We start from the raw sequence: 23,957 nt of genomic DNA, 5'->3' as shown, positions 1-23,957 counted from the left end.
TGGCTCATCGGGTCAGGACATAGGTGCCTGGCGCCGGGCCGAGCGGTGGGTACGTGCTGTTGCCCAGCTCGGTGCGCGGCGCCTTGAGCGGGCCGGAGCGTGGCGTGATCCACTCTAGCCACAAGGGCCACCAGCTGCCGTCGCTGCGGTTGGCCTCGTAGAACCAGGCGCGTGGGTCTCCCGACAGTTTCGGGTTTTCCAGGTAGTAGGCCTTGGGGTTGCCGGGCGGGTTGATGATGCTCTGGATGTGCCCGCTGTTGGCCAGTACGAAGCGGCGCTCGCCACCGAGTAGCAAGGCCGAGCGGTACACGGCGTCCCACGGGGTGATGTGATCGTTGCTGCCGGCCACGGTGAAGCTGTCCAGATCGACCTGCTTGAGGTCGATGGGCGTACCGCACACCTCAAGGCCTGCCGGGTGGGTCAGCGGGTTGTGCTTGAAGAAGTCCAGCAAGTCGCCATGCAGCGCTGCCGGCAGGCGCGTGTTGTCGGCGTTCCAGTAGAGGATGTCGAACGCGGGCGGGGCCTTGCCCAGCAGGTAGTTATTGACCCAGTAGTTCCAGATCAGGTCGTTGGGGCGCATCCAGGCGAAAATCCTGGCCACCTCGCCGCCGTCCAGCACACCGCGTTGATACGAGCGGCGCTTGGCAGCCTCGACGGTCTGCTCGTCGGCAAACAGGCTGGCCGGGCTGTCGAACTTGCTGTCGAGCAGGCTGACCAGGTAGGTGGCGCTGCGGATCTTGCGCAATTGATGCTTGGCTTGCAGGTGGCCCTGCAATGCGGCCATCGTCAGCCCGCCGGCGCAGGCGCCCATCAGGTTGGGGTCGCGATTGCCGCTGATGCTGCGGCAGGCGTTGAGTGCCTCTTCCAGGGCTTGCACATACGAGGACAGCCCCCATTCGCGGTGGCGCGGGTCGGGGTTACGCCAACTGACCATGAACACCTGCAGGCCGTTCTTGAGCATGTACTGGACGAAGCTGTTGTGCGCCTGCAAGTCGAAGATATAGAACTTGTTGATTTGCGGGGGCACCACCAGCAAAGGCCGGGCGTGCTGTTTTTCACTCATCGGCTTGTACTGGATCAGCTCCAGCAGCTCGTTGCGAAACACCACTGCGCCGGGCGTTGCAGCCACGTTGCCACCGACCTCGAAGGCGCGCTCGTCCACCTGGCGTGGCAGGCCGTCGTTGTGGCGCAGGTCGTCGAGCAAGTGCGCCACGCCACGCACCAGGCTTTGCCCTCCGGTGTTGAGCAGCTCCTTGACGGCCAGCGGGTTGAGCAGCGAGTTGCTCGGTGCCAGCGCGTCATTGATCAGGCCGAACAGAAAGTGCGCACGGGCCCGGTCATCGTCATCCAGGTGGCTCTCGTCGATCCACAGGCGGGTCTGCTTCTGCCAGGCCAGGTAGGCCTGCAGGCTGCGCCGGTAGAATGGGTTCTGGCTCCAGGTCGGGTCGCTGAAGCGGCTGTCACGCGGGCTGGGCTGGTAGGGCGAGTCGCCCAGTATCACGCGACCGAGTTGGCCGCCGAGCGCCAGCAAGTGTCGGGCCGTGTGCACGGGGTTGGTCAAGCCGTGGCGGCCCACCCTGCGCAGGGTAGACACCAGGTCGCGCCCACGCAGGCCGAGTATGGCGTTCTGTACGTTCATGCTGGTGGCGGGGAGCGTTTTCGTTCCTTTGGCCGGTTTGTCTGTCATGGCAACACTCCCTCGTCTTACCCGATGCCTGGGCAGCGACAATCAACCGCCAGAGGCGGGGCGCGGGTGCATGACCGCGCGCTGACGTTCTTCCTGGAGAAACTTCATGATGATTGGTGCGACGGCCTCGGCCCGGGTAATCAGGAACAGGTGGCCATCGTCGATTATGTGTAGCTGGGCATTGGGAATCCGCCAAGCCAGCAGGCGCATGTTGACCAGTGGGATCAGCGGGTCGTCGTCCCCGGCCAGCACCAGCGTCGGCTGGTTTATCTTGTGCAGCCAGTGAATGCTGGTCCAGCCCAGGCCGGCGAACAGCTGCCAGTAGTAGCCCAGCTTGCCACCGGAGCGCACCTTGGACGCATGGTGCATGGCCAGGTCTGGGTCGCGGCGGAAGGCACCCCCGTAGATCATTGGCGCAATGCGGATCACATGGGAGGGCTGCACGTAGCGCCTGGGGCTGGCCATCATCCACAACACCTTGGGCTTGCCCGGTACCATGACTGCGCCCGCGGCAGTGGCGGCCAGTACCAGTTTCTTGCAGCGTTCCGGGTAATCGTGGGCGAACTGCTGGGCCAGGGCACCGCCCCAGGACACGCCGATGGCGCTGACCTGGCCGTAGTCCAGGTAATCGAGCATGCGCGCAGTCAGCTTGGCCAGGCCAGGAAAACGATAAGGGTGGCGCGGTGTGGACGAACCACCGACCCCGGGCACGTCGAAGGCGATGACTTCCAGATCCGGGTCCAGTGCTTCGATGAACGGAAACACCAGCTCCAGGTTGGCGCCGATACCGTTGAAGATCAGCAACGGGGTCAGGTGCGGCTTGCCCGGGCGGACGGCGGTGCGAATGGACTGGTCGTCCAGTTCGACGGTCCTGAAGATGTAGGGTTCCGGCATGCGTTCGACTCTGTCGTGAAAAAAGTGCCGTGGCACGCCTGTGGCGGCCACGGCAACGCAACTCAACGCTCGTGAACGTAGGTGCCCGGTGACGCTTCGCCGGCGGCATAGGCGCGGTTGCCCAGGCGGGTCGGGGCTTTTTTCAGCTCCCCGGCACGTTCACTCAGCCAGCTCTCCCAGTGCAGCCACCAGGAGTCGGCGTGCTTGGTGGCGTTTTCCTGCCAGGCCACCGGGTCACCCGGGCGGTCGGCTCCGGTCATGAAGCGTGCCTTGGGGTTGCCTGGTGGGTTGAGGATGCTCTGGATGTGGCCGCTGTTGGACAGCACGAACTCGATCTTGCCGCCGAACAGGTGCGCCGAGCGGTAGCACGATTGCCACGGGGTGATGTGGTCGGCGGTGCCGGCAACGCTGAAGATGTCGCACTTCACTTGCTTCAGGTCGATGGCGGTGCCGCACACTTCCAGGGCGTCTGGGCGGGTCAGCGGGTTGCTCTTGAACATTTCGATCAGGTCGCCGTGGAAGGCGGCCGGCAGGCGCGTGGTGTCGTTGTTCCAGAACAGGATGTCGAACACCGGCGGCTCGTTGCCGAGCAGGTAGTTGTTGACCCAGTAATTCCAGATCAGGTCGTTGGGGCGCATCCAGGCGAACACCTTGGCCATGTCGCTGCCTTCGAGCACGCCGGCCTGGTAGGAATGGCGCTTGGCCGACTCCAAAGTCTGCTCGTCGACGAACAGCGCGACCTGGGTGTCCATGGTGGTGTCCAGCACGCTGACCAGCAGCGTCAGGGCATTGACCTTGTTCTCGCCGAGGGCGGCATAGTGGCCTACCAGTGCCGTGCAGGTGATGCCGCCGGAACAGGCCCCGAGCATGTTCAGGTCCTTGCTGCCGGTAATAGCCAGCACCGCGTCCACCGCTTCCTTGAGCGCATCGATGTAGGTGGACAGGCCCCATTCGCGCTGGGCCTTGGTCGGGTTGCGCCAGCTGATGATGAAGGTTTGCTGCTGCGAACGCAGGCAGTAGCGCGCCAGGCTTTTTTCCGGGCTCAGGTCGAACACGTAGAACTTGTTGATCTGCGGCGGTACCACCAGCAGTGGGCGGGCACGCACCTGTTCGGTAATGGGGCTGTACTGGATCAGCTCCAGCACATCGTTGCGGAACACCACCGCACCTTCGCTGGTGCCCAGGTTCTTGCCCACTTCGAAGGCATCCATGTTCACCTGGCTGGGCATGCCACCGTTGTTGACCATGTCCTTGGCCAGGTTGGACAGCCCGTCAAGCAGGCTTTTGCCGCCGGTTTCGAAGAAGCGTTTGACCGCTGCCGGGTTGGACAGGGTGTTGGTCGGCGCCATGGCTTCGGTCATCAGGTTGATGACGAACTGGCCGCGGCTGATGTCCTGGGGCGACAGGTCGCTGTTGCCGATCCAGTCTTGCAGCTCCTTGCGCCAGGCCAGGTAAGTTTGCAGGTAGCGGCGGTACAGCGGGTTATTGCTCCAGGCCGGGTCATTGAAGCGACGGTCGTCGCTTTCCGGGGCCAGGCTGGATTTGCCCAGCAGCACGTTCTTCAGCTCCAGCCCGAAGTGGGCCACATGCTTGGCGCTGTGCAGCGGTTGGCGCACGGCCTGGCGCAGCACGGTACGTGCCGAGCTCAACAGGTCCTTGCGGCGAATGCCGATGACCGGGTTCAGCCCCAGGGTGTTGTCCGAGGCCTGCCGCTGCAGCTCATCGTTGTTCTTGTTACTCATCTACGACGCTCCGTTGTCCTGAGACGAGTACCGGTTGCTTTGGCCGGCGCGCAGCCCTTGGCCCGGTACTGCTACTCGGGTGACCAGTGATAAGGAACAGCGGTGCTGCGGGGGTTCTGACTGCCTGCAAAATGATGCAGGGAACTTGCCACACCCATTGGTTACCCGACTTTCATGTAATGCGCAAGACAGCCCTTCACTGGGCTGTCTGTAAGTCATTCAAACAGATGAATTTAGAAAATGCGCTCTAAACCCTGCAGGCCTTGCGCTAGAGCATGAGTTTGACCACCGATTCGGCAGGGTCGCGGGATTTTCCGGCCTTGTGCAGTTCGTCGAGGTATTCGGCCCACAGCTGTTCCTGGCGCAGGCACAGCTGCTCAAGGTACTCCCAGGTGAACAGGCCGCTGTCGTGGCCGTCGTCGAAGGTCAGTTTCAGTGCATATTGGCCGGCGGGTTCCAGGCCACTGAGGCCAACGTTGATCTTGCCGAACTGCAGGATGGGGTTGCCGTGGCCCTGGACCTCGGCCGAGGGGGAGTGCACGCGCAGGAACTCGGCGGGCAGGGTATAGACTTCGCCGGGGGCGTAGGTGAGGCTGAGGGTTTTTGAGGCTTTGTGCAGGTTGATGGCGGTGGGCAGGCGGGCCATGGGCTGAATCTCTCCGGAGCTGATGAAGCACAGCTTCTGGAGATTTGGGGGAATGTGCAAGGGGGGCTGCTTTGCAGCCCATCGCGACACAAGGCCGCTCCTACAGGAAATTGCGGTCCCCTGTAGGAGCGGCCTTGTGTCGCGAAAGGGCCGCAAAGCGGCCCCGTGCGGTCTTACAGGATGTAGCGCGACAGGTCTTCGTTCTGCGCCAGCTCACCCAGGTGGCTGTTCACATACGCCGCGTCGATCTGGATCGGCGTTTCGTCATGGGTGCTGGCCAGGTCGCCTGCACTGAACGACACCTCTTCAAGCAAGCGCTCAAGCAGGGTGTGCAGGCGGCGTGCACCGATGTTCTCGGTCTTCTCGTTCACCTGGTAGGCAATCTCGGCCAGGCGCTTGATGCCGTCAGCCTGGAACGCGATGTTGAGGCCTTCGGTCTTCAGCAGGGCCTGATACTGCTCGGTCAGCGAGGCGTGCGGCTCTTGCAGGATGCGCTCGAAGTCTTCCGGGGTCAGTGCCTTGAGTTCCACGCGGATCGGCAGGCGGCCTTGCAGCTCGGGCACCAGGTCGCTTGGCTTGCTCAGGTGGAATGCGCCCGAGGCAATGAACAGGATGTGGTCGGTCTTGACCATGCCCAGCTTGGTATTGACGGTGCAGCCTTCGATCAGTGGCAGCAGGTCGCGCTGTACACCTTCACGGGACACGTCGGCACCGCCCACATTGCCACGCTTGGCAACCTTGTCGATCTCGTCGATGAACACGATACCGTGCTGCTCGACCGCTTCCAGGGCCTTGGCCTTGAGCTCTTCCTCGTTGACAAGGCGGCTCGCTTCTTCATCGCGAACCATTTTCAGCGCTTCTTTTACCTTCAGCTTGCGGGCTTTGCGCTTGCCCTTGCCCATGTTGGCAAACAGGCTCTGCAGCTGGTTGGTCATTTCTTCCATGCCGGGTGGCGCGGCAATTTCCACGCCTACGGCATCGGCCACCTCGATTTCGATTTCCTTGTCGTCCAGCTGGCCTTCGCGCAGGCGTTTGCGGAACAGCTGGCGGGTGTTGGAGTCGCTGCTGGTCTGCGCGGCCTCTTCGCTGAAGCTGGTGACGCGCGCCTGTGGCAGCAGGGCGTCGAGGATACGGTCTTCGGCAGCGTCTTCGGCGCGGTGGCGTACGCGGATGATTTCCTGCTCGCGCAGCATTTTCAGCGCGGCATCGGCCAGGTCACGGATGATCGACTCGACATCACGGCCTACGTAGCCCACTTCGGTGAACTTGGTGGCTTCGACCTTGAGGAACGGGGCGTTGGCCAGCTTGGCCAGGCGACGGGCGATTTCGGTCTTGCCGACGCCGGTCGGGCCGATCATCAGGATGTTCTTCGGGGTCACTTCGGCACGCAGCTCGGCAGGCAGCTGCATCCGGCGCCAGCGGTTGCGCAGGGCAATGGCCACGGCGCGCTTGGCGTCGTCCTGGCCGATGATGTGGCGGTTGAGTTCGTGGACGATCTCGCGGGGGGTCATGGACATGGTCAGTACGGTCCTTGGGCAGATGATTCAGCGTGGAAAAACCCCATCACCGGGACGGGGCGCCAGAACAGCTGAATCAGTCGGCCAGGTCCTGCTCCTCGATGGTCAGGTTGTGGTTGGTGAACACGCAGATGTCGCCGGCGATGTTCAGGGCGGTTTCGGCGATTTCACGGGCCGAGAGGTCGGTCTTGTTCAGCAGGGCGCGGGCTGCGGCCTGGGCGTAGGCACCACCGGAACCCATGGCGATCAGGCCGTCTTCGGGTTCGACCACGTCGCCGTTGCCGGTAATGATCAGGGAGGCGTCCTTGTTGGCCACGGCCAGCATGGCTTCCAGGCGGCTCAGGGAACGGTCGGTACGCCATTCCTTGGCCAGCTCGACGGCAGCACGTACCAGGTGGCCCTGGTGTTTTTCCAGCTGGCCTTCAAAACGCTCGAACAGGGTGAAGGCGTCGGCGGTGGCACCGGCGAAGCCCGCAATGACCTGGCCGTGGTACAGGCGGCGCACTTTCTTGGCGTTGCCTTTCATTACGGTGTTGCCGAGGGATACCTGGCCGTCGCCACCCATGACGACTTTGCCGTTACGGCGGACAGAAACGATGGTGGTCAAGGGGAGAGTCTCCACGCAGCGGGGCGAAAGTGCCTGATGCAGACTCATATGGGGGTGGGGGGAAGGATTTCAACCGTGGGGGATGAATGGTCGGCTCGCTCTGCAAGCCAGGCGCGGTCGATGTAGGAGCGGCCTTGTGTCGCGAAAGGGCCGCAAAGCGGCCCCGGCAATTCATGCATGATGCAGAATCCTGGGGCCGCTGCGCGGCCCGATCGCGACACAAGGCCGCTCCTACACAAAGCAGGTGTGCGTTTTGTCAGGCCTCGTGGCAAACATGCCCATCGACCAAGGTATAACGCACCGCACCCGGCAGGCAGTGGCCGATGAACGGGCAGTTCTCGCCACGCGAGAACCATTGCTCGCCAGCAACGGTGGAAGCTTGCGGGTCGAACAGCACCAGGTCGGCCGCGCCACCTACCTTCAACTCACCAGCCGGCAGGCGCAGTGCAGCCGCCGGGCCGCTGCTCAGGCGGGCCAGCAAGGTTGGCAGGTCGAGCAGGCCGTCTTGCACCAGGGTCATGGCCAGTGGCAGCAACAGCTCGACACTGCTGATGCCCGGCTCGGTAGCACCGAACGGTGCCAGCTTGGCATCGCGCTCGTGCGGCTGGTGGTGGCTGGAAATCGCCTGGATCACCCCCGTCTTCACCGCCTCGCGCAGGCCGTCACGGTCCGCTGCAGTGCGTAGCGGCGGCTGCACGTGATACAGGCTGGAGAACTCGCGCAGCGACTCATCGGTGAGAATCAGCTGGTACAGCGCCACGTCAGCGGTTACCGGCAGGCCAAGCGCCTGCGCCTGGGCGATCAGCCGTGCGCCACGGGCGCTGGTGATCTGGCTGAAATGCGCACGCACACCGCTCTGCTCGACCAGCAGCAGGTTGCGCGCCAGGGCCACGGTTTCGGCGCTTTCCGGAATGCCCGGCAGGCCGAGGAAGCTGGCCATGGCGCCTTCGTGGGCCAAGCCGCCGTGGGCCAGGTCGCGGTCCTGGGAGTGGAACACCACGGTCAGGTCGAAGGTAGCGGCGTACTCCAGGGCGCGGGCCAGGGTACGGTTATTGGGGATTTCCTTCAGGCCGTTGCCGAAGGCCACGCAACCGGTGTCACGCAGGGCCACCAGCTCGGCCAGCTGCTCGCCTTCCAGGCCCTTGGTCAGGGCGCCGATAGGGTAGACCTTGCTGTTGGCCGCTTCGCGGGCGCGGTCCAGGATCAGCTCGGCCACGGCCGAGGTATCCAGCACCGGTTTGGTCTGCGGCGGGCAGCACAGGCTGGTGACACCACCCGCCACGGCTGCGCGGGTTTCGCTGGCGATGTTGCCTTTGCGGCTGTAACCCGGTTCGCGCAGGGACACGCCAAGGTCGACCAGGCCCGGTGCGGCGACCAGGCCATCGGCCTGGATCGTGCGGCTGGCGCTGAAGCCGGCCGGGGCGGCGCCGATGGCGGCAATGCGGCCGCCGTCCAGGTGCAGGTCGGTCACCTGATCCAGGCCAGTCTTGGGGTCGATGACCCGGGCGCCGAGAATACTGATGGTCACTGGGCGTTCTCCTGGTCGAATTGACGTTGCGCGTTCTGCCCGCTCATGGCCATGGACAGCACGGCCATGCGCACGGCGATGCCGTAGGTGACCTGGTTGAGGATCACCGAGTGCTTGCCATCAGCCACGGCCGACTCGATTTCCACGCCCCGGTTGATCGGGCCCGGGTGCATGACGATGGCATCGGGCTTGGCCCCGGCCAGGCGTGCGGTGGTCAGGCCGAACAGGCGGTAGAACTCGCCCTCGCTGGGCAGCAGGCCGCCGGCCATGCGCTCGCGCTGCAGGCGCAGCATGATCACCACGTCGACGTCTTTCAGGCCTTCGGCAAGGTCGGTGTAGACCTTCACGCCGTACTGCTCGATGCCGATCGGGATCAGGGTTTTCGGGCCGATCACGCGGATGTCCGGGCAGCCCAGTGCCTTGAGCGCCAGCATGTCGGAGCGGGCCACGCGTGAGTGCAGGATGTCACCGACGATGGCCACCGACAGGTTTTCGAAGCTGCCCTTGTGGCGGCGGATGGTGAGCATGTCGAGCATGCCCTGGGTCGGGTGCGCGTGGCGGCCGTCACCGCCGTTGATCACGGCAACGTCCGGGCACACGTGCTCGGCGATGAAGTGTGCGGCGCCGGAGTCGGAGTGGCGCACCACGAACATGTCGGCGGCCATGGCTTCGAGGTTGCGCAGCGTGTCGAACAGGGTCTCGCCCTTGCTGGTCGAGGAGGTCGACACGTTCAGGCTGATCACGTCAGCCGACAGGCGCTGGGCGGCCAGTTCGAAGGTGGTACGGGTACGGGTGGAGTTCTCGAAGAACACGTTGCACACGGTCTTGCCGCGCAGCAACGGGACTTTTTTCACGGCCCGGGCACCGACTTCCAGGAAGGAGTCGGCGGTGTCGAGGATCTCGGTGAGCAGTTCGCGGGGCAAACCGTCGAGCGAGAGGAAGTGGCGCAGCTGGCCCTGATCATTGAGCTGCAGCGGGCGCTTGGCGTCGATTGGCGTCATCGCGAGGGACTCTTAAAGGGCGGAAGCGGAGGCGAGGTCCTGGCGCTCGAGGGCGAGCGGTGCGGGTCCGGTCAATTTTACCCGTTCATGGGCCGCCAGCGACAGGGTGGCGCCCAGCACATTCGGGCGGATCGGCAATTCGCCGGCATCCAGGTCCAGCAGGCAGACCAGGGTGACGCTGGCCGGGCGGCCGTAATCGAACAGTTCGTTGAGCGCCGCGCGAATGGTGCGACCGCTCATCAGCACGTCATCCACCAGCACCAGGTGCTGGCCTTCCACTTCGAATGGCAGCTCGGACGGGCGCACTTGCGGGTGCAGGCCGTTCTGGCTGAAGTCATCGCGGTAGAACGAAACATCCAGGGTGCCCATGGGGCTGGTGTCGCCCATGGCTTCCTGCAGGGCCTGGGCAACCCAGACACCGCCCGTGCGGATACCGATGTAACGGGGCTCGGTGATTGCCCGGCGTGCCAGGTGGGCGCGAAGGTCGACAGCCATCTGCCGAACCAGCTCGGCGGGATTGGGTAGGCTCATTGCGGGCTCCTCGGAAGGGTGCGCCGGGCGGGCCCGGCGGCAGAGATGATCAGGTATTGGCCTCCAGCCAGCCTTGCAGCAACAAGGCGGCGGCAATGGCGTCGACCGGGTTGTCACGGTAGCTGCCGCGCTGGCCGCCACGGGCCATGCGCTCGCCTTTGGCCTCGAAGGTGGTCAGGCGTTCATCGTGGGTATGCACGGGCAGGTTGAAGCGGCCATTCAGGCGGCGGGCGAACTTTTCGGCGCGGGCGCTCATTTCGCTGGGTGTGCCGTCCATGTTCAGCGGCAGGCCGACGACGATGGCGTCGGGCTTCCATTCGGCAATCAGTTTTTCAACCTGGGCCCAGTCCGGTACCCCGTTCTGTGCCTTCAGGGTGCACAGTTCGCGGGCCTGGCCGGTGATCACCTGGCCAACGGCCACACCGATCTGTTTGCTGCCGTAGTCAAAACCCAGCAGTAGGCGAAGTTCAGCCATCAGGCGTGGCCCGCCTGGCTGGTGAGCAGGCTCAGGTTGATGCCCAGGCTGGCGGCGGCCGCGTCCAGGCGCAGGTCGCTGGCCAGGCCAAAGATGATTTCCGGGTCGAACGGGGAATTCAGCCAGGCGTTGTCGGCCAGCTCGGCCTCCAGTTGGCCTGCTTCCCAGCCGGCATAACCCAGCGTGATCAGGCTTTGTTTAGGGCCTACCCCGGCAGCAATGGCAAGCAGGATGTCCTGGGACGTAGTCAGCGACAGCCCTTCGAGTGCCACGGTGGCCTGGAAGCTGCACTCGCTGCTGTGCAGCACGAAGCCGCGGTCGGTCTGCACCGGGCCACCCTGGTAGATCGGCACCTGCAAGGTGCCGGGCGGTGGCGTTTCATCCGGGCGCAGCTGCTCGAGGATGTCGGCCAGGCTCAGCTCCTGCGGCCGGTTGACCACCAGGCCCATGGCGCCATGCTCATTGTGCTCGACGATGTACGTGAGGGTCTGGGCGAAGTTCGGATCAGCCATGTGCGGCATGGCGATCAGGAACTGGTGCTTGAGGTAGCTCGGGGCGAGGGTTTTCATGGGGGATAGTGTGGCGCCAGGTGGCGGGGCTGACAAGGTCCGCTTTGTGTCGCTTGTGCCGGCCTCTTCGCGGGCACGCCCGCTCCCACAGGTTCTGCACGAGTTTCCGATCCGGTGTAGATCCTGTGGGAGCGGGCGTGCCCGCGAAAGGGCTGGTGAAGCCAGTAAATCAGTTACTGGACAAACGGTCGCCACGGGCAAAGCGCCAGGTGCGAATGATCTCCAGCCGGTCAAACTCGGCCAGGTCCCCGGTAAACGGTGCAAACGGCGCCGCCAGCCTTACGATGCGTTGTGCCGCCTGATCCAGCACTGGCTGCCCGGACGACTCCAGCACCAGCACTTCATACAGCGAACCATCGCGGTTGATCGACACCATCATCCGCAAATTGCCGTAAATCTGTTGCCGACGCGCTTCGTCGGGGTAGTTCAGGTTACCCACCCGCTCGACCTTCTTGCGCCACTCTTCCTTGTACCAGGCGCCTTTGTCGCGCATGGTCGAAGCGGCGTTCAGGCGGTGGATGCGCGGGCGCTTGGCGTACATCTGCTGTTCGTTGGACAGCTCCGCCTCCAGGCTGGCGATCTGGCTCGACAGCTGCGAGCTGTCGAAGTCTGGCGCGGGCGCTGCCGGCTTGGGCTGCGCCTTGCTTTCCTTGGGCTTGGGCTCGACCTTCTGCGCCTTGGGCGCCGTGGTCACCACCGCCGACTTTTGTGGGGCAGGGGGTGGCACTACCTCGGGCCTGGCCGCAGGCGGTGGGGTGATCTTGTTGATCTTGCTGTCCTGGAACGGTGCCAGCTCGGTAGTGGTGGGCACCGCTTTCTTGTCCAGGGTGCCGCTGCCCTGCTGGTTGTCCTGGGCCTGGAAATCGGCCTTCTCCGGCGGCTTCTCGCTTTTGAAGGTGGCCAGGGTGATGTCCATGGTGTGGCGGATTTCGGCGGGCTTGACCACGCTGAAGCCGACGCCAAGGATAAGCGCCAGGTGCACCAGGGCAGCCAGGAACAGGGTAAAGCCGAGCCGGTCCACCGGGCGAACACGGGGAGGCAGCAGGTCGGCGGGGATGTCAGCGGGCAGCGTCATCAGGTATCCAGCAACCGCAGGGCGGGGCAGCAGCTCAGTCGAATAGGACCGGCATCATACCCCACTCTACGGTTTTGCTTCGCGTTGGCTGTCAGCGCGCCTTCAGCTTGCGATCAATGGCATCCATCAGCTTGCCACCGATATCGGTGTTGTAGGCGGCATCGATCTCGCGGATGCAGGTAGGGCTGGTGACGTTGATTTCGGTGAGGTAGTCGCCGATCACGTCCAGGCCCACGAACAACAGCCCCTTTTCGCGCAGGGTCGGGCCGACCTGGGCGGCGATCCAGCGGTCGCGGTCGGTCAATGGGCGTGCTTCGCCACGGCCGCCAGCAGCCAGGTTGCCACGGGTCTCGCCGCTGGCCGGTATGCGCGCCAGGCAGTAGTCCACCGGCTCGCCGTCGATCATCAGGATACGCTTGTCGCCGTCCTTGATTGCCGGCAGGTAGGCCTGGGCCATGATCTGCTGAGTGCCCAGAGCGGTCAGGGTTTCCAGAATCACCGACAGGTTGGGGTCGCCGGCCCGGTGACGGAAAATCGACGTGCCGCCCATGCCATCCAGCGGCTTGAGGATCACGTCGACATGCTTGGCCGCAAATTCACGAATGATGTCCGGGCGGCGGCTGACCAGCGTCGGCGTGGTGCACTGCGGGAATAGCGTGGCGAACATCTTTTCGTTGCAGTCGCGCAGGCTCTGCGGGCGATTGACCACCAGCACGCCATCATTTTCGGCCTGCTCCAGCAGGTAGGTGCTGTAGACGAACTCCATGTCGAAGGGCGGATCCTTGCGCATCAGGATCACGTCCAGTTCAGCCAGCGGGCTGTCCTGCTCCTCGCCCAGTTCGTACCAGTGCGCCGGGTCGGCAAACACCTTCAGCGGGCGCATGCGGGCGCGGGCCTTGCTTTCGCCCTGATACAGGTCTTGCTGTTCCATGTAGAACAGGCTCCAGCCGCGTGCCTGGGCGGCCAGCAGCATGGCCAGCGAACTGTCCTTCTTGTAGGAGATGGACGCGATGGGGTCCATGACAATGCCGAGGCGAACGCTCATGGGGTGGTTCCTCTTGGCGGCAGGTGCCGCGATGGCTCGAAAGAAAAGTGGCTCAGGGTGGCGCCGCAAACGCCGCCGGTCAAGGGGCGGCGCAGATGGAATGGCCACCCGGAGTGTGCTAAAAATGCAGCTAATTTCCATTGGTAGGCGTCTATGGAACAACCCCTGAAGGTGATGGTGATCGACGATTCCCGCACGATCCGCCGCACCGCGCAGATGCTGCTCGGTGAAGCGGGCTGCGAGGTGATCACTGCCAGCGATGGCTTCGATGCCTTGGCCAAGATCGTCGACCACCAGCCCAGCATCATCTTCGTCGATGTGCTGATGCCGCGCCTGGACGGCTACCAGACCTGCGCCGTGATCAAGCACAACAGTGCCTTCAAGGACACCCCGGTGATCCTGCTGTCGTCGCGCGACGGCCTGTTCGACAAGGCCCGCGGCCGGGTGGTCGGCTCTGATCAGTTCCTGACCAAGCCGTTCAGCAAGGAAGAACTGCTCGACGCGATCCGCGCCCACGTGCCCGGTTTTGCCGCAAACTATCAACCCGCACCCTGACTGCGCCCCGCCATGGCACGGTCTTACTTTCCTGATGGGGAAACAGCATGGCCCGAGTTCTGATTGTCGACGACTCGCCGACAGAGATGTACCGTTTGACCGAGTGGCTGGAAAAGCACGGCTACCAGGTGCTCAAGGCCAGCAACGGTGCCGATGGCGTGGCCCTGGCCCGGCAGGACAAGCCCGACGCGGTGCTGATGGACATCGTCATGCCTGGCATGAACGGCTTCCAGGCTACCCGCCAGCTCAGCAAGGACCCGGAAACCAGTGCCATCCCCGTGATCGTGGTCACCACCAAGGATCAGGAAACCGACCGCATCTGGGCCACGCGCCAGGGCGCCCGTGACTTCCTGACCAAACCGGTGGAAGAAGACGCGCTGATCGCCAAGCTCAAAGAAGTGCTGGGGGCTTGACCACCCGCCCGCAAGGCGCGTCGCTGACCGCCTTCGAGTTGTTGCTGGACATCGACCGGCGCTGCCGCCTGCTGGTCGCCGACCAGCCCCCGCAGGACAACCGCCTGCAACAGTGGAGCGGCATCGGTTTTCGTGTTGCCGGGCAGTGGTTCGTCGCGCCCATGGGCGAAGTGGCCGAGGTATTGCGTGAGCCACGCAGCAGCCGCGTACCCGGTGTGCAGCCGTGGGTCTGCGGGGTGGCCAACCTGCGTGGCCGGCTATTGCCGGTAATGGACCTGAGCAGCTTTTTCGGCCTGGGCCACGCCGCCCCGGGTAAACAAAGACGGGTGCTGGTGCTGGACCACGACGACCTGTTCGTCGGCCTGCTGGTGGACGAGGTACTGGGCCTTCAGCACTTTGCCCTGGACAGCCTGCAACTGTCGCCACCGCAGCCACTGATCCGCGCCGCCGCACGTTTTGTGCAAGGGCATTTCCCGCGGGAACGCAACTGGGCGATCTTCAGCCCCTTCGCCCTGGCCCAGGCGCCGGGCTTTCTCGATGTGGCGTTATAGGACCTGCGAACGTGAACAAGCCTGCTACCCCCGTCACTGCCACCACCGTGACACCACGTACCCGCAGCATCGCGCAGATCACCGTGCTGTTTCTGATCCTGATCTTGTCGATCATCCTGCTGTTCGCCAATTTCGCCTACTTGAACACCCAGTCCAACTACGACAAGCAGTACATCGGCCACGCCGGCGAGCTGCGCGTGCTCTCGCAACGTATCGCCAAGAACGCCACCGAAGCCGCTGCCGGCAAGGCCCTGGCCTTCAAGCTGCTGTCGGATGCGCGCAACGATTTCGAGCGGCGCTGGGGCTACCTGCGCCAAGGTGACAAGTCCACCGGGTTGCCGGCTGCGCCGCCCACCGTGCGTGACGAGATGGAAGCGGTACGCCGCGACTGGGAAAACCTGCGCAAGAACACCGACACCATTCTGGCCAGCGAGCAGACCGTGCTGTCGCTGCACCAGGTGGCGGCGACGCTGGCTGAAACGGTGCCCCAGCTGCAGGTGGAATACGAAAAAGTGGTCGAAATCCTGCTGCAAAGCGGCGCTCCGGCCAACCAGGTGGCAGTGGCCCAGCGCCAGTTGTTGCTGGCCGAACGCATCCTGGGGTCGGTCAACACCGTGCTGGCCGGTGACGACAGTGCGGCGCAGGCAGCCGATGCCTTTGGCCGCGATGCCGGGCGCTTTGGCCAGGTGCTGGAAGGCATGCTCAGTGGTAACTCGGCCATCCAGGTAACCCGCGTCGAAGATGCCGACGCCCGCGCTCGTCTGGCCGAAATTGCCGAATTGTTCCAGTTCGTGGCCGGCTCCGTGGACGAAATCCTCGAGACTTCGCCCGAGCTGTTCCGTGTGCGTGAAGCTGCGGGCAATATCTTCAGCCTGTCGCAGACCCTGCTGGACGAGGCCTCGCACCTGGCCAACGGCTTCGAGAACCTGGCCGGCGGGCGCACCCTCGATACCGTTGGCGGCTACGCGCTGGGCCTGCTGGCGCTGGCCTCGATCATCCTGATCGGTTTGGTCATGGTGCGCACCACCAACCGTCAATTGCGTGAAACGGCAGAAAAGAACGAACGCAACCAGCAGGCGATCATGCGCCTGCTGGACGAAATCGAAGAGCTGGCCGATGGCGACCTGACCGTGACCGTATCGGTGACCGAAGACTTTACCGGCGCCATTGCTGATTCGATCAACTATTCCGTAGACCAGCTGCGCGACCTGGTTGCCACCATCAACCACAGCGCCGTGCAAGTCGCCGCTGCCGTGCAGGACACCCAGAATACGGCGCGTCAGCTGGCCAAGGCCTCCGAGCACCAGGCCGAGCAGATCAGCGAGGCTTCTGAAGCGGTCGGCGACATGGTCGAGTCGATCGACCGGGTTTCTGCGCATGCCTACGAATCGGCCAAGGTGGCCGAACGCTCGGTGGCCATCGCCAACAAGGGTAACGAGGTGGTGCACAACACCATCAATGGCATGGACAACATTCGCGAGCAGATCCAGGACACGGCCAAACGGATCAAACGTTTGGGCGAGTCTTCCCAGGAAATCGGCGACATCGTCAGCCTGATCGACGACATTGCCGACCAAACCAACATTCTTGCCCTCAACGCGGCAATCCAGGCGTCGCTGGCCGGTGAGGCCGGCCGTGGTTTTGCCGTGGTCGCCGACGAGGTGCAGCGCCTGGCTGAACGCTCGTCCTCGGCAACCCGTCAGATCGAGGCGCTGGTGCGTACCATCCAGGCCGACACCAACGAGGCGGTGATCTCCATGGAGCAGACCACTGCCGAAGTGGTGCGCGGCGCCCGCCTGGCCCAGGATGCCGGGGTGGCGCTGGCCGAGATCGAAGGGGTATCGCAGAACCTGGCCGACCTGATCCACAGCATTTCTGATGCTGCCCAGTTGCAGACTTCCTCGGCAGGGCAGATTTCCCACACCATGGCAGTGATCCAGCAGATTACCGCGCAAACCTCTGCCGGCTCCGGCGCCACCGCCGACAGCATCCGCCACCTGGCGCGCATGGCCAGCGAAATGCGCCGTTCGGTGTCTGGTTTCACCCTGCCGCCACCTGCGCAAAGCCCAACTGAAACGCCGCGCTGAGGAGTGCCCATGGCTTCTGCTGCTGTAAGCCCCGAGCGCCACGACACGGTGGCGCTGGCCTGGACCAAGGCGGCCATCCTCGACTGCCTGGGCCAGGCACGCCAGGCGCTGGAGCGCTTTGCCGGTGAGCCTGGCGACCTGTCGATACTGGCATTTGTGGTCGACAACCTGCACCAGGTGCATGGGTGCCTGCGCATGCTCGAGCTGCGGGGTGCAACGCGCCTGGCTGAAGAACTGGAACTGTTCGCCAGGGCCCTGGCCGACGGCCAGGTAAGCCCGCGGGGTGACTGCCTGGGGGCGTTGTTCCGTGGTCTGGAGCAGTTGCCCTCGTACCTGGAGCGCTTGCGCGGCGCCCGCCACGACCTGCCCTTGGTCATGCTGCCTCTGCTCAACCAGTTGCGCGCCTGCCGTGGCATGGAGCCGCTGGCCCAGGCCAGCCTGATCAGCGGCGCAGCGCAGCGCTTTGCCGGCTCGGACGACCTGGCCAATCTCGACCTGTCGCTGGGCAACTGGCGCGAACAATTGCAGGCCGGACCGGGCCGCGATGCCCTGCGCTCGGTGGTGACCGCACTGTGCGACGACCTGATGCGCATCAAGGAGCGCCTGGACCAGTTCGTGCGTGGCGATCGCCAGCACAGCGAGCAGCTTGATGCCCTGCTGGCGCCGCTGCGCCATGTGGCCGATACCCTTGCTGTGTTGGGCTTCCAGCAGCCACGGCGGGTGATCATCGACCAGGTGCTGGCCCTGCAGGCCCTGGCTCAGGGCGAGCGGGCGGTGGATGATGCGGTGCTGATGGATGTGGCGGGCGCCCTGCTGTACGTGGAGGCATCGCTGAACGGCATGGTCGGCCCGCTGGAAGAGAACGGCCAGGGCGGCCTGCCGGGTTCGGACCTGGCCGAGATCCGCCAGCTGGTGTTGAACGAATCACTGAACGTGCTACAGCAGGCCAAGGACCTGATCGGCGATTACCTGGAGTCCGATTGGCCGCGGCAGCGGCTGCAACCCTTGCCAGGGCTGCTGCATCAGGTGCGCGGGGCGATGTCGATGTTGATGTTGCCCGCCGTGGCTGAACTGTTTGCCGGCTGCGCGAACTATGTGCAGCGCTGGTTGCAACACCCGGACGCGGAGCCGCCCGCCCAAGAGCTGGCCCACCTGGGCGAGGCCATGAGTGCCGCTGAATGCTACCTGCAATGGCGGGTGGCCGACCCGTTGGCCGATGCCCAGCCTTTCATCGACATGGCCCGTGCAAGCCTGGCGGCGCTGGGCGTGCACTGTACGCAGGCAGATGCCAGTGCAGGCCAGCACAGTAATGGCGATGGCATCGATGACGAGCTACGCGAGGTGTTCCTCGATGAAGCTGGCGAGTTGCTACCGGAAATCGAGCGCCACTGGCTGCGTTGGCGTGCCGACAACCAGCAGCGCGAGGCGCTGGGGGAGGTACGCCGTGCGCTGCATACGCTCAAGGGCAGCGGCCGCATGGTGCATGCGGAGGCTGTGGCCGAACTGGCCTGGGGCGCCGAACACCTGCTGAACCGGGTGCTGGAAGGTCGTAGCGTGCTCAGCCCGGAAGGCGCCGTGGCCCTGCAACAGGTGTTCGTCCATCTGCCCGACTTGCTGGCTGACTTTGCCGCCGGCCAGTTGCCGCAACTGACCGAAATCGAACAGCTGGCCGGGCACCTGCATGCCTTGGCTGAAAACGATGCACCGGCTGCGGCTGATATCGAGGGTCTCGACCCGCAGTTGCTGGATATTTTCCGCAGCGAGGCGCAAGGCCACCTGGCCAGCCTCGACGCGTTCCTGCAGGGTGCCGATGGCCGCGAAACGCCGGTCAGCGATGGTTTGCAGCGTGCCCTGCACACGCTCAAGGGCAGTGCCGCCATGGCCGGGGTGATGCCGGTCGCCGAGCTGGCCACTGCCTTCGACCGTTTGGTTCGTGAGTACAAGGGCCATCAGTTGCCCCTGCAAATGGCCGAAATCGAATGGCTGGAAGCCGCACGCTCGCTGTTCCACCTGGGCCTGGCGCAACTCGACAGCACGCCGCTGGCCGCCATCCCCGGTGCGGCGGAGCTGATCGAGCAGGTCGGCCAGGCCGTGGACGCCCGCCTGGCCAACCTGCATGACGACCCGCAGCATGCCCGGCGCAGCAAGCGCGACCCGCAGTTGCTCGCCAGCTTCCTGGCCCAGGCCATGGACATCCTGCTGGATGCCGAGTCATTGCTGTCACGCTGGCAGCAACAGCCCGGCCAGCGTGACGCACTGGATACCCTGCTTGATCAACTGACCACCCTGGGCCACGCCGCGCACCTGGCCGACCTGTGGCAGATGGATGACGTGTGCGAGGCCTTGCTGGACCTGTATGGCGCCGTGGAGGAGGGCAGCCTGCCCGCTGATGCGCGCTTTTTCGCCCTGGTGCAGCGGGCCCACGAAGCGCTGCTGGACATGCTCGACGAGGTGGCGGCCGGGCAGGACATCCCGCCAAGGCCGGAGCTGGTCGACAGCCTGCGCCACCTGCTGGACCAGGCCCTGGCGCCCGAGGCCACTGGCCTGGTAGGCATCGATTCGGTCACACCGTTGCACCCGGACATGGACCTGACGGATACCCTCGGGCTTGGGCTGGCGCACAAACCTTTGCTGCCAGAGGCGGGCGAGCCGCTGTCGGATGAGCCGGAAAGCCCCGGCGAAGAGCTGCTCGAAGTGTTCCTCGAAGAAAGCTCGGACATTGTCGAAAGTGCCGCCTCGGCGCTGGCGCGATGGCAGGCCGACCCGCGCAACAGTGTCGAGGTGGACAACCTGATGCGCGACCTGCACACCCTCAAGGGCGTGGCGCGCATGGTTGAAATTGCCCCCATCGGTGACCTGGCCCACGAACTGGAGTTTCTCTACGAACTGCTGGCGGCCGGCCGTTTGCCGCCGAGCGCGCCACTGTTTGCCTTGTTGCAGAACTGTCACGACCGCCTGGCGCACATGCTCGATGCCGTGCGCCTGGGGCAGCCACTGCATGCCGCCACGGCGCTCATCGACTATATCCGTAACTTCAGCAGTGCGGCACTGACCGACAGTGCTGCCGGCCAGGGGCCGGTCGAAGCTGCCGCCAGTGAAGCGCCGGCGGCAACCCCGGAGCGGGCCCCAGGCGACATGGTCAAGGTCGATGCCGAATTGCTCGACGACCTGGGCAACCTGGCTGGCGAGCACTCGATCATCCGTGGGCGCATCGAGCAGCAAGTCAACGATGCACAGTTCACCCTCAACGAGATGGAAACCACCCTTGAGCGCATGCGCGACCAGCTGCTGCGCCTGGACATCGAGACCCAAGGGCGAATCTCCAGCCGGCAGCAGTTCGAAGGCGATGCCTATGACGACTTCGACCCGCTGGAAATGGACCGCCATTCCCAGCTGCAGCAGCTCTCACGTGCCTTGTTCGAGTCTGCCTCGGACTTGCTCGACCTGAAGGAAACCCTGGCCCAGCGCGCTCAGGAGGCGTACAGCCTGCTGCAGCAGCAGGCGCGGGTGAACAGCCAATTGCAGGAAGGCCTGACCGCCACCCTGATGGTGCCTTTCGAACGGCTGGTGCCACGCTTGCAGCGCGTAGTGCGGCAAGTGGCCAGTGAGCTGGGCAAGCAGGTGGAGCTGGTAGTCGGCAACGCCGAAGGCGAACTGGACCGCAGTGTGCTGGAGCGCATGGTGGCGCCGCTGGAGCACATGCTGCGCAACGCCGTCGACCATGGCCTGGAAAGCCGCGAAGCGCGCCTGGCTGCCGGTAAGCCGGAGCAGGGCACCATCCACCTGAACCTGCTGCACGAAGGGGCCGATATCGTCATCGAAATGACCGACGACGGTGCCGGTGTGCCCCTCGAAGCAGTGCGGCGCAAGGCCATCAAGCGTGGCCTGCTGGATCCTCAGGCGCAGCTGAGCGATCACGAGATTCTGCAGTTCATCCTGCGCCCGGGGTTTTCCACCGCCGAGAAGATCACCCAGATTTCCGGGCGTGGCCTGGGTATGGATGTGGTGCACGAAGAGGTCAAGCAACTGGGCGGCTCGATGAGCATCGAATCGGCCCAGGGCAAGGGCGCACGCTTCTTGATCCGCCTGCCGTTCACCGTATCGATCAACCGTGCGCTGATGGTGCATCTGGGCGAAGAGCAGTACGCCATTCCGCTGAACACTATCGAGGGCATTGTCCGAGTGCCGCCGGCAGAGCTTGCGGCGTGCTACCAGCAGGATTCGCCGCGCTATGTCTACGCTGGCCACGAATACGAATTGCGTTACCTGGGCGAGTTGCTGCAAGGCCTGCCGCGCCCTGCGCTGTTGGGGCAGAGCGTGCCGTTGCCGGTACTGCTGGTGCATGCCAAGGAGCAATCGTTCGCCATTCAGGCCGACAGCCTGTCGCCCAGCCGCGAAATTGTGGTGAAGAGCCTGGGGCCGCAATTTGCTGCGGTTGCAGGGCTGTCGGGGGCGACGCTGCTGGGCGATGGCCGGGTGGTGCTTATTCTCGATCTGCTTGGCCAGCTGCGCGGGCAGCAGCGGCGCCTGGCCCGTTTGCCGGGTGGCGGTGGCCAGCGCCAGCTGCTCGGCCCGGCGCCGCGCCGTGCATTGCTGGTGATGGTGGTGGATGATTCGGTGACCGTGCGCAAGGTCACCAGCCGCCTGCTGGAGCGCCACGGCATGAGCGTGCTGACAGCCAAGGACGGGGTCGATGCCATGGCCCTGCTGGAAGAGCACCGCCCCGACGTGTTGCTGCTGGACATCGAAATGCCACGCATGGACGGCTTTGAGGTGGCCACGCGCATTCGCCGTGACGAGCGGCTGAAAGACCTGCCGATCATCATGATCACCTCGCGCACCGGGCAGAAGCACCGCGACCGCGCCATGGCCATCGGCGTCAACGAATACCTGGGCAAGCCGTATCAGGAGTCGCTGTTGCTGCAGAGCATTGCACACTGGAGCCAGACCCATGCTTGAACTGATTTTCGGCCAGCGCAGCAGCCTTACCGGGCTGTTGCTGCCTTTGGGTGACCGTATGCTGGTGTTGCCCAACGTGGCGGTGGCCGAGTTGAGTGGCCAGCGCAACCTGGTGTGCCAGCACGGTGAGCCGGCCTGGCATTTAGGCTGGATCGACTGGCGCCAGCAGCGCCTGCCGTTGATTGGCTTCGAGGCGGCGTGTGGCGGTGAAACGCCGTGTGGCGAGCGGGCACGGGTTGTGGTGCTCAATGCCTTGGGCGACACCGGGCTGCGTTACCTGGCGCTGTTGCTGCAGGACATACCGCGCTCGTGCAAGCTCGACAGCCAGCTCAATTACGTGGATGTGGCGCTGGGGCGCCTGGAACTGGCAGCGGTGCAGGTGGGCGAGCAGGTGGCGCGAGTGCCCGACCTTGCCGGGCTGGAAAGGCTGGTGCGTGACGCGGAACTGCAACCTGAGCTTGGGTAGGATGTAAGGCACAGGGCCCTTTCGCGGGCACGCCCGCTCCCACAGGGCTAGTGGATAACCTGTGGGAGCGGGCGTGCCCGCGAAGAGGCCATAAGCATCACATCAGGAACCCAGCCCACCTCAGGAGGTCTGTGTTTGCATGTATTACGGTGAACGCTTCAACGCCTGGACCCACCTGGTTGGTGCTGTCCTGGCCTGTATCGGTGCCATCTGGCTGATCGTGGTCGCAGGCCTGCAAGGCGACCCCTGGAAAATCGTCAGTTTCTCCATCTACGGCAGCACGCTGTTGTTGCTGTACAGCATCTCCACCCTGTACCACAGCACGCGCGGGCGGGCGAAGGTGATCATGCGCAAGCTCGATCACCTGTCGATCTACCTGTTGATCGCGGGCAGCTACACGCCATTCTGCCTGGTCAGCCTGCGCGGCCCCTGGGGCTGGAGCCTGTTCGGTGTGGTCTGGGGGTTGGCGGTTATCGGCATGCTGCAAGAAATCAAGCCACGCTCCGAGGCGCGAATCCTGTCGATCATCATCTATGCGGTGATGGGCTGGATCGTGCTGGTGGCGGTCAAGCCGTTGCTACAGTCACTTGGTGGCGCCGGCTTTGCCTGGCTGGCTGCCGGCGGGGTGTTCTACACCGTGGGCATCATCTTCTTTGCCTTGGACAGCCGTTTGCGCCACGGGCACGGCATCTGGCACTTGTTTGTGATTGCCGGCAGCCTCATGCACTTCGTGGCGGTTTCGTTCTATGTGCGTTAGCTAAAAGTCGCCCCACAGTTGCTGTGCCACCGACAGCGCAACCACTGGCGCTGTCTCGGTGCGCAGCACCCTTGGGCCCAGGCGTGCAGCATGGAAGCCGGCTGCCTTGGCCTGTTCGACTTCGGCCTCGCTCAGGCCGCCTTCGGGGCCGATGAGGAAGGCCAGGGTGGCAGGCTTTTGGTGGCTGGTGAGCGGCTCGGCTACCGGGTGCAGCACCAGTTTCAGTTCAGCCTTGGTGCTGCCCAGCCATTCGGCCAGAGTGACTGGCGGGTGGATGACGGGCAGGGTCGAGCGGCCACATTGTTCGCAAGCGCTGATAGCCACCTGGCGCCAGTGGGCCAGGCGCTTGTCGGCGCGCTCGTCTTTCAGGCGCACTTCGCAGCGTTCGCTGACGATCGGGGTGATTTCGTTGGTGCCCAGTTCGGTGGCCTTCTGGATCGCCCAGTCCATGCGCTCGCCACGGGACAGGCCCTGGCCGAGGTGGATGTGCAGGGGGGAGTCGGCCTGGCCTGGCAGGGCCTGGTCGAGGCTCACGCGTACGGTTTTCTTGCCCACTTCAAGCAACTGGCCGAGGTATTCCTGGCCGCTGCCGTCGAACAGCTGCACGGCAGCGCCGGGGGCCATGCGCAGTACGCGGCCGATGTAGTGGGCCTGGGCTTCGGGCAGGTCATGCTCGCCAAGGCTCAGGGGGGCGTCGATGAAGAAGCGGGACAGTCTCATGGAGTGCTCGTTGGAAAAGGGGGCTCGTCCTGTGTAGGAGCGGCCTTGTGTCGCGAAAGGGCTGCGCAGCAGCCCCAGGATTTCAGCGGTGATGCACAAATTGCCGGGGCCGCTGTGCGGCCCTTTCGCGAC

General features: G+C 64.5%; 21 protein-coding genes. 7 read left to right on the top strand and 14 right to left on the bottom strand.

What is annotated here, in order from left to right:
- Nucleotides 1–4: 4 nt before the first annotated feature.
- From phaC (ACQKPZ_RS19710) to gshB, 13 genes are all read right to left on the bottom strand, one after another.
- The gene (phaC, locus tag ACQKPZ_RS19710) at nucleotides 5–1,687 is read right to left on the bottom strand and encodes a class II poly(R)-hydroxyalkanoic acid synthase (protein WP_427541296.1); all 1,683 of its coding nucleotides are present in this window, start codon (nucleotides 1,685–1,687) and stop codon (nucleotides 5–7) included.
- A 42-nt stretch (nucleotides 1,688–1,729) separates the two neighbouring features.
- A complete protein-coding gene (phaZ, locus tag ACQKPZ_RS19705; protein WP_391126303.1) occupies nucleotides 1,730–2,581 on the bottom strand; it encodes a poly(3-hydroxyalkanoate) depolymerase in 852 nt (283 codons plus the stop codon).
- A gap of 62 nt (nucleotides 2,582–2,643) precedes the next feature.
- A complete protein-coding gene (gene phaC / locus ACQKPZ_RS19700) occupies nucleotides 2,644–4,323 on the bottom strand; it encodes a class II poly(R)-hydroxyalkanoic acid synthase (protein WP_391126301.1) in 1,680 nt (559 codons plus the stop codon).
- Nucleotides 4,324–4,591: 268 nt separating this feature from the next.
- Nucleotides 4,592–4,969 (bottom strand): gamma-butyrobetaine hydroxylase-like domain-containing protein, encoded by a 378-nt coding sequence (locus tag ACQKPZ_RS19695; protein WP_427541293.1) that lies wholly within the window; start codon nucleotides 4,967–4,969, stop codon nucleotides 4,592–4,594.
- A gap of 173 nt (nucleotides 4,970–5,142) precedes the next feature.
- Nucleotides 5,143–6,486, bottom strand: coding sequence for an ATP-dependent protease ATPase subunit HslU (gene hslU / locus ACQKPZ_RS19690; RefSeq protein WP_391126296.1), 1,344 nt, complete (start codon nucleotides 6,484–6,486; stop codon nucleotides 5,143–5,145).
- Nucleotides 6,487–6,562: 76 nt separating this feature from the next.
- Nucleotides 6,563–7,093 carry an ATP-dependent protease subunit HslV gene (gene hslV, locus ACQKPZ_RS19685; protein WP_003249309.1) on the bottom strand — a complete coding sequence of 177 codons (531 nt, stop codon included), beginning with the start codon at nucleotides 7,091–7,093 and terminating at the stop codon, nucleotides 6,563–6,565.
- Between the two features lie 256 nt (nucleotides 7,094–7,349).
- Nucleotides 7,350–8,621: a dihydroorotase gene (locus ACQKPZ_RS19680; protein WP_427541290.1), complete on the bottom strand. Its 1,272-nt coding sequence runs from the start codon at nucleotides 8,619–8,621 to the stop codon at nucleotides 7,350–7,352.
- Nucleotides 8,618–9,622 (bottom strand): aspartate carbamoyltransferase catalytic subunit, encoded by a 1,005-nt coding sequence (locus ACQKPZ_RS19675; protein ID WP_008099987.1) that lies wholly within the window; start codon nucleotides 9,620–9,622, stop codon nucleotides 8,618–8,620. The genes ACQKPZ_RS19680 and ACQKPZ_RS19675 overlap by 4 nt, the downstream gene beginning before the upstream one ends.
- 12 nt (nucleotides 9,623–9,634) lie before the next feature.
- Nucleotides 9,635–10,153, bottom strand: a complete 519-nt coding sequence (pyrR, locus tag ACQKPZ_RS19670; RefSeq protein ID WP_427541287.1) for a bifunctional pyr operon transcriptional regulator/uracil phosphoribosyltransferase PyrR — start codon at nucleotides 10,151–10,153, stop codon at nucleotides 9,635–9,637.
- 49 nt (nucleotides 10,154–10,202) lie between these two features.
- The gene (ruvX, locus tag ACQKPZ_RS19665; protein ID WP_003249316.1) at nucleotides 10,203–10,628 is read right to left on the bottom strand and encodes a Holliday junction resolvase RuvX; all 426 of its coding nucleotides are present in this window, start codon (nucleotides 10,626–10,628) and stop codon (nucleotides 10,203–10,205) included.
- Nucleotides 10,628–11,197 (bottom strand): YqgE/AlgH family protein, encoded by a 570-nt coding sequence (locus ACQKPZ_RS19660; protein ID WP_427541284.1) that lies wholly within the window; start codon nucleotides 11,195–11,197, stop codon nucleotides 10,628–10,630. Before ACQKPZ_RS19660 ends, ruvX begins: the two co-directional genes overlap by 1 nt.
- Before the next feature lie 169 nt (nucleotides 11,198–11,366).
- The gene (locus ACQKPZ_RS19655) at nucleotides 11,367–12,272 is read right to left on the bottom strand and encodes a TonB family protein (protein ID WP_427541281.1); all 906 of its coding nucleotides are present in this window, start codon (nucleotides 12,270–12,272) and stop codon (nucleotides 11,367–11,369) included.
- A 91-nt stretch (nucleotides 12,273–12,363) separates the two neighbouring features.
- Nucleotides 12,364–13,317 (bottom strand): glutathione synthase, encoded by a 954-nt coding sequence (gene gshB / locus ACQKPZ_RS19650; protein WP_427541278.1) that lies wholly within the window; start codon nucleotides 13,315–13,317, stop codon nucleotides 12,364–12,366.
- Nucleotides 13,318–13,470: 153 nt separating this feature from the next.
- Here gshB and ACQKPZ_RS19645 point away from each other — a divergent pair, with 153 nt between their 5' ends.
- The 7 genes from ACQKPZ_RS19645 (at nucleotide 13,471) to trhA (ending at nucleotide 23,105) form a co-directional block, all read left to right on the top strand.
- Nucleotides 13,471–13,872, top strand: a complete 402-nt coding sequence (locus ACQKPZ_RS19645) for a response regulator (RefSeq protein ID WP_391126270.1) — start codon at nucleotides 13,471–13,473, stop codon at nucleotides 13,870–13,872.
- A 47-nt stretch (nucleotides 13,873–13,919) separates the two neighbouring features.
- Nucleotides 13,920–14,285 (top strand): twitching motility response regulator PilH, encoded by a 366-nt coding sequence (pilH, locus tag ACQKPZ_RS19640; protein ID WP_012274551.1) that lies wholly within the window; start codon nucleotides 13,920–13,922, stop codon nucleotides 14,283–14,285.
- Complete coding sequence (locus ACQKPZ_RS19635; RefSeq protein ID WP_427541275.1) at nucleotides 14,282–14,836, top strand: chemotaxis protein CheW; 555 nt, start codon at nucleotides 14,282–14,284, stop codon at nucleotides 14,834–14,836. Before pilH ends, ACQKPZ_RS19635 begins: the two co-directional genes overlap by 4 nt.
- A gap of 47 nt (nucleotides 14,837–14,883) precedes the next feature.
- Complete coding sequence (locus ACQKPZ_RS19630; protein ID WP_391126656.1) at nucleotides 14,884–16,923, top strand: methyl-accepting chemotaxis protein; 2,040 nt, start codon at nucleotides 14,884–14,886, stop codon at nucleotides 16,921–16,923.
- Nucleotides 16,924–16,932: 9 nt separating this feature from the next.
- Nucleotides 16,933–21,882 (top strand): Hpt domain-containing protein, encoded by a 4,950-nt coding sequence (locus tag ACQKPZ_RS19625; RefSeq protein ID WP_427541272.1) that lies wholly within the window; start codon nucleotides 16,933–16,935, stop codon nucleotides 21,880–21,882.
- Nucleotides 21,875–22,348 (top strand): chemotaxis protein CheW, encoded by a 474-nt coding sequence (locus ACQKPZ_RS19620; RefSeq protein ID WP_427541269.1) that lies wholly within the window; start codon nucleotides 21,875–21,877, stop codon nucleotides 22,346–22,348. Before ACQKPZ_RS19625 ends, ACQKPZ_RS19620 begins: the two co-directional genes overlap by 8 nt.
- Nucleotides 22,349–22,487: 139 nt before the next feature.
- The gene (trhA, locus tag ACQKPZ_RS19615; RefSeq protein WP_427541266.1) at nucleotides 22,488–23,105 is read left to right on the top strand and encodes a PAQR family membrane homeostasis protein TrhA; all 618 of its coding nucleotides are present in this window, start codon (nucleotides 22,488–22,490) and stop codon (nucleotides 23,103–23,105) included.
- Here the strand turns inward: trhA and ACQKPZ_RS19610 are convergent, their stop codons facing one another.
- Nucleotides 23,106–23,825: a 16S rRNA (uracil(1498)-N(3))-methyltransferase gene (locus ACQKPZ_RS19610; protein WP_427541263.1), complete on the bottom strand. Its 720-nt coding sequence runs from the start codon at nucleotides 23,823–23,825 to the stop codon at nucleotides 23,106–23,108.
- Nucleotides 23,826–23,957 lie beyond the last annotated feature (132 nt).

This window comes from Pseudomonas sp. NPDC089547, from assembly GCF_050280665.1.
Classification (GTDB): Bacteria; Pseudomonadota; Gammaproteobacteria; order Pseudomonadales; family Pseudomonadaceae; genus Aquipseudomonas.
Note: the sequence above shows the minus strand (reverse complement) of the source record. Positions and strands in the feature narration are given on the sequence as shown.

Bases quoted from the DNA above. Each gene is read 5' to 3' on its own strand.
- phaC (WP_391126301.1), bottom strand. From the start codon at position 4,323: ATGAGTAACAAGAACAACGATGAGCTGCAGCGGCAGGCCTCGGACAAC.
- ACQKPZ_RS19655 (WP_427541281.1), bottom strand. From the start codon at position 12,272: ATGACGCTGCCCGCTGACATCCCCGCCGACCTGCTGCCTCCCCGTGTT.
- phaC (WP_427541296.1), bottom strand. From the start codon at position 1,687: ATGACAGACAAACCGGCCAAAGGAACGAAAACGCTCCCCGCCACCAGC.
- ACQKPZ_RS19625 (WP_427541272.1), top strand. From the start codon at position 16,933: ATGGCTTCTGCTGCTGTAAGCCCCGAGCGCCACGACACGGTGGCGCTG.
- ruvX (WP_003249316.1), bottom strand. From the start codon at position 10,628: ATGGCTGAACTTCGCCTACTGCTGGGTTTTGACTACGGCAGCAAACAG.
- ACQKPZ_RS19620 (WP_427541269.1), top strand. From the start codon at position 21,875: ATGCTTGAACTGATTTTCGGCCAGCGCAGCAGCCTTACCGGGCTGTTG.
- ACQKPZ_RS19675 (WP_008099987.1), bottom strand. From the start codon at position 9,622: ATGACGCCAATCGACGCCAAGCGCCCGCTGCAGCTCAATGATCAGGGC.
- ACQKPZ_RS19610 (WP_427541263.1), bottom strand. From the start codon at position 23,825: ATGAGACTGTCCCGCTTCTTCATCGACGCCCCCCTGAGCCTTGGCGAG.
- pilH (WP_012274551.1), top strand. From the start codon at position 13,920: ATGGCCCGAGTTCTGATTGTCGACGACTCGCCGACAGAGATGTACCGT.
- ACQKPZ_RS19645 (WP_391126270.1), top strand. From the start codon at position 13,471: ATGGAACAACCCCTGAAGGTGATGGTGATCGACGATTCCCGCACGATC.
- gshB (WP_427541278.1), bottom strand. From the start codon at position 13,317: ATGAGCGTTCGCCTCGGCATTGTCATGGACCCCATCGCGTCCATCTCC.
- hslU (WP_391126296.1), bottom strand. From the start codon at position 6,486: ATGTCCATGACCCCCCGCGAGATCGTCCACGAACTCAACCGCCACATC.
- trhA (WP_427541266.1), top strand. From the start codon at position 22,488: ATGTATTACGGTGAACGCTTCAACGCCTGGACCCACCTGGTTGGTGCT.
- ACQKPZ_RS19695 (WP_427541293.1), bottom strand. From the start codon at position 4,969: ATGGCCCGCCTGCCCACCGCCATCAACCTGCACAAAGCCTCAAAAACC.
- ACQKPZ_RS19660 (WP_427541284.1), bottom strand. From the start codon at position 11,197: ATGAAAACCCTCGCCCCGAGCTACCTCAAGCACCAGTTCCTGATCGCC.
- phaZ (WP_391126303.1), bottom strand. From the start codon at position 2,581: ATGCCGGAACCCTACATCTTCAGGACCGTCGAACTGGACGACCAGTCC.
- pyrR (WP_427541287.1), bottom strand. From the start codon at position 10,153: ATGAGCCTACCCAATCCCGCCGAGCTGGTTCGGCAGATGGCTGTCGAC.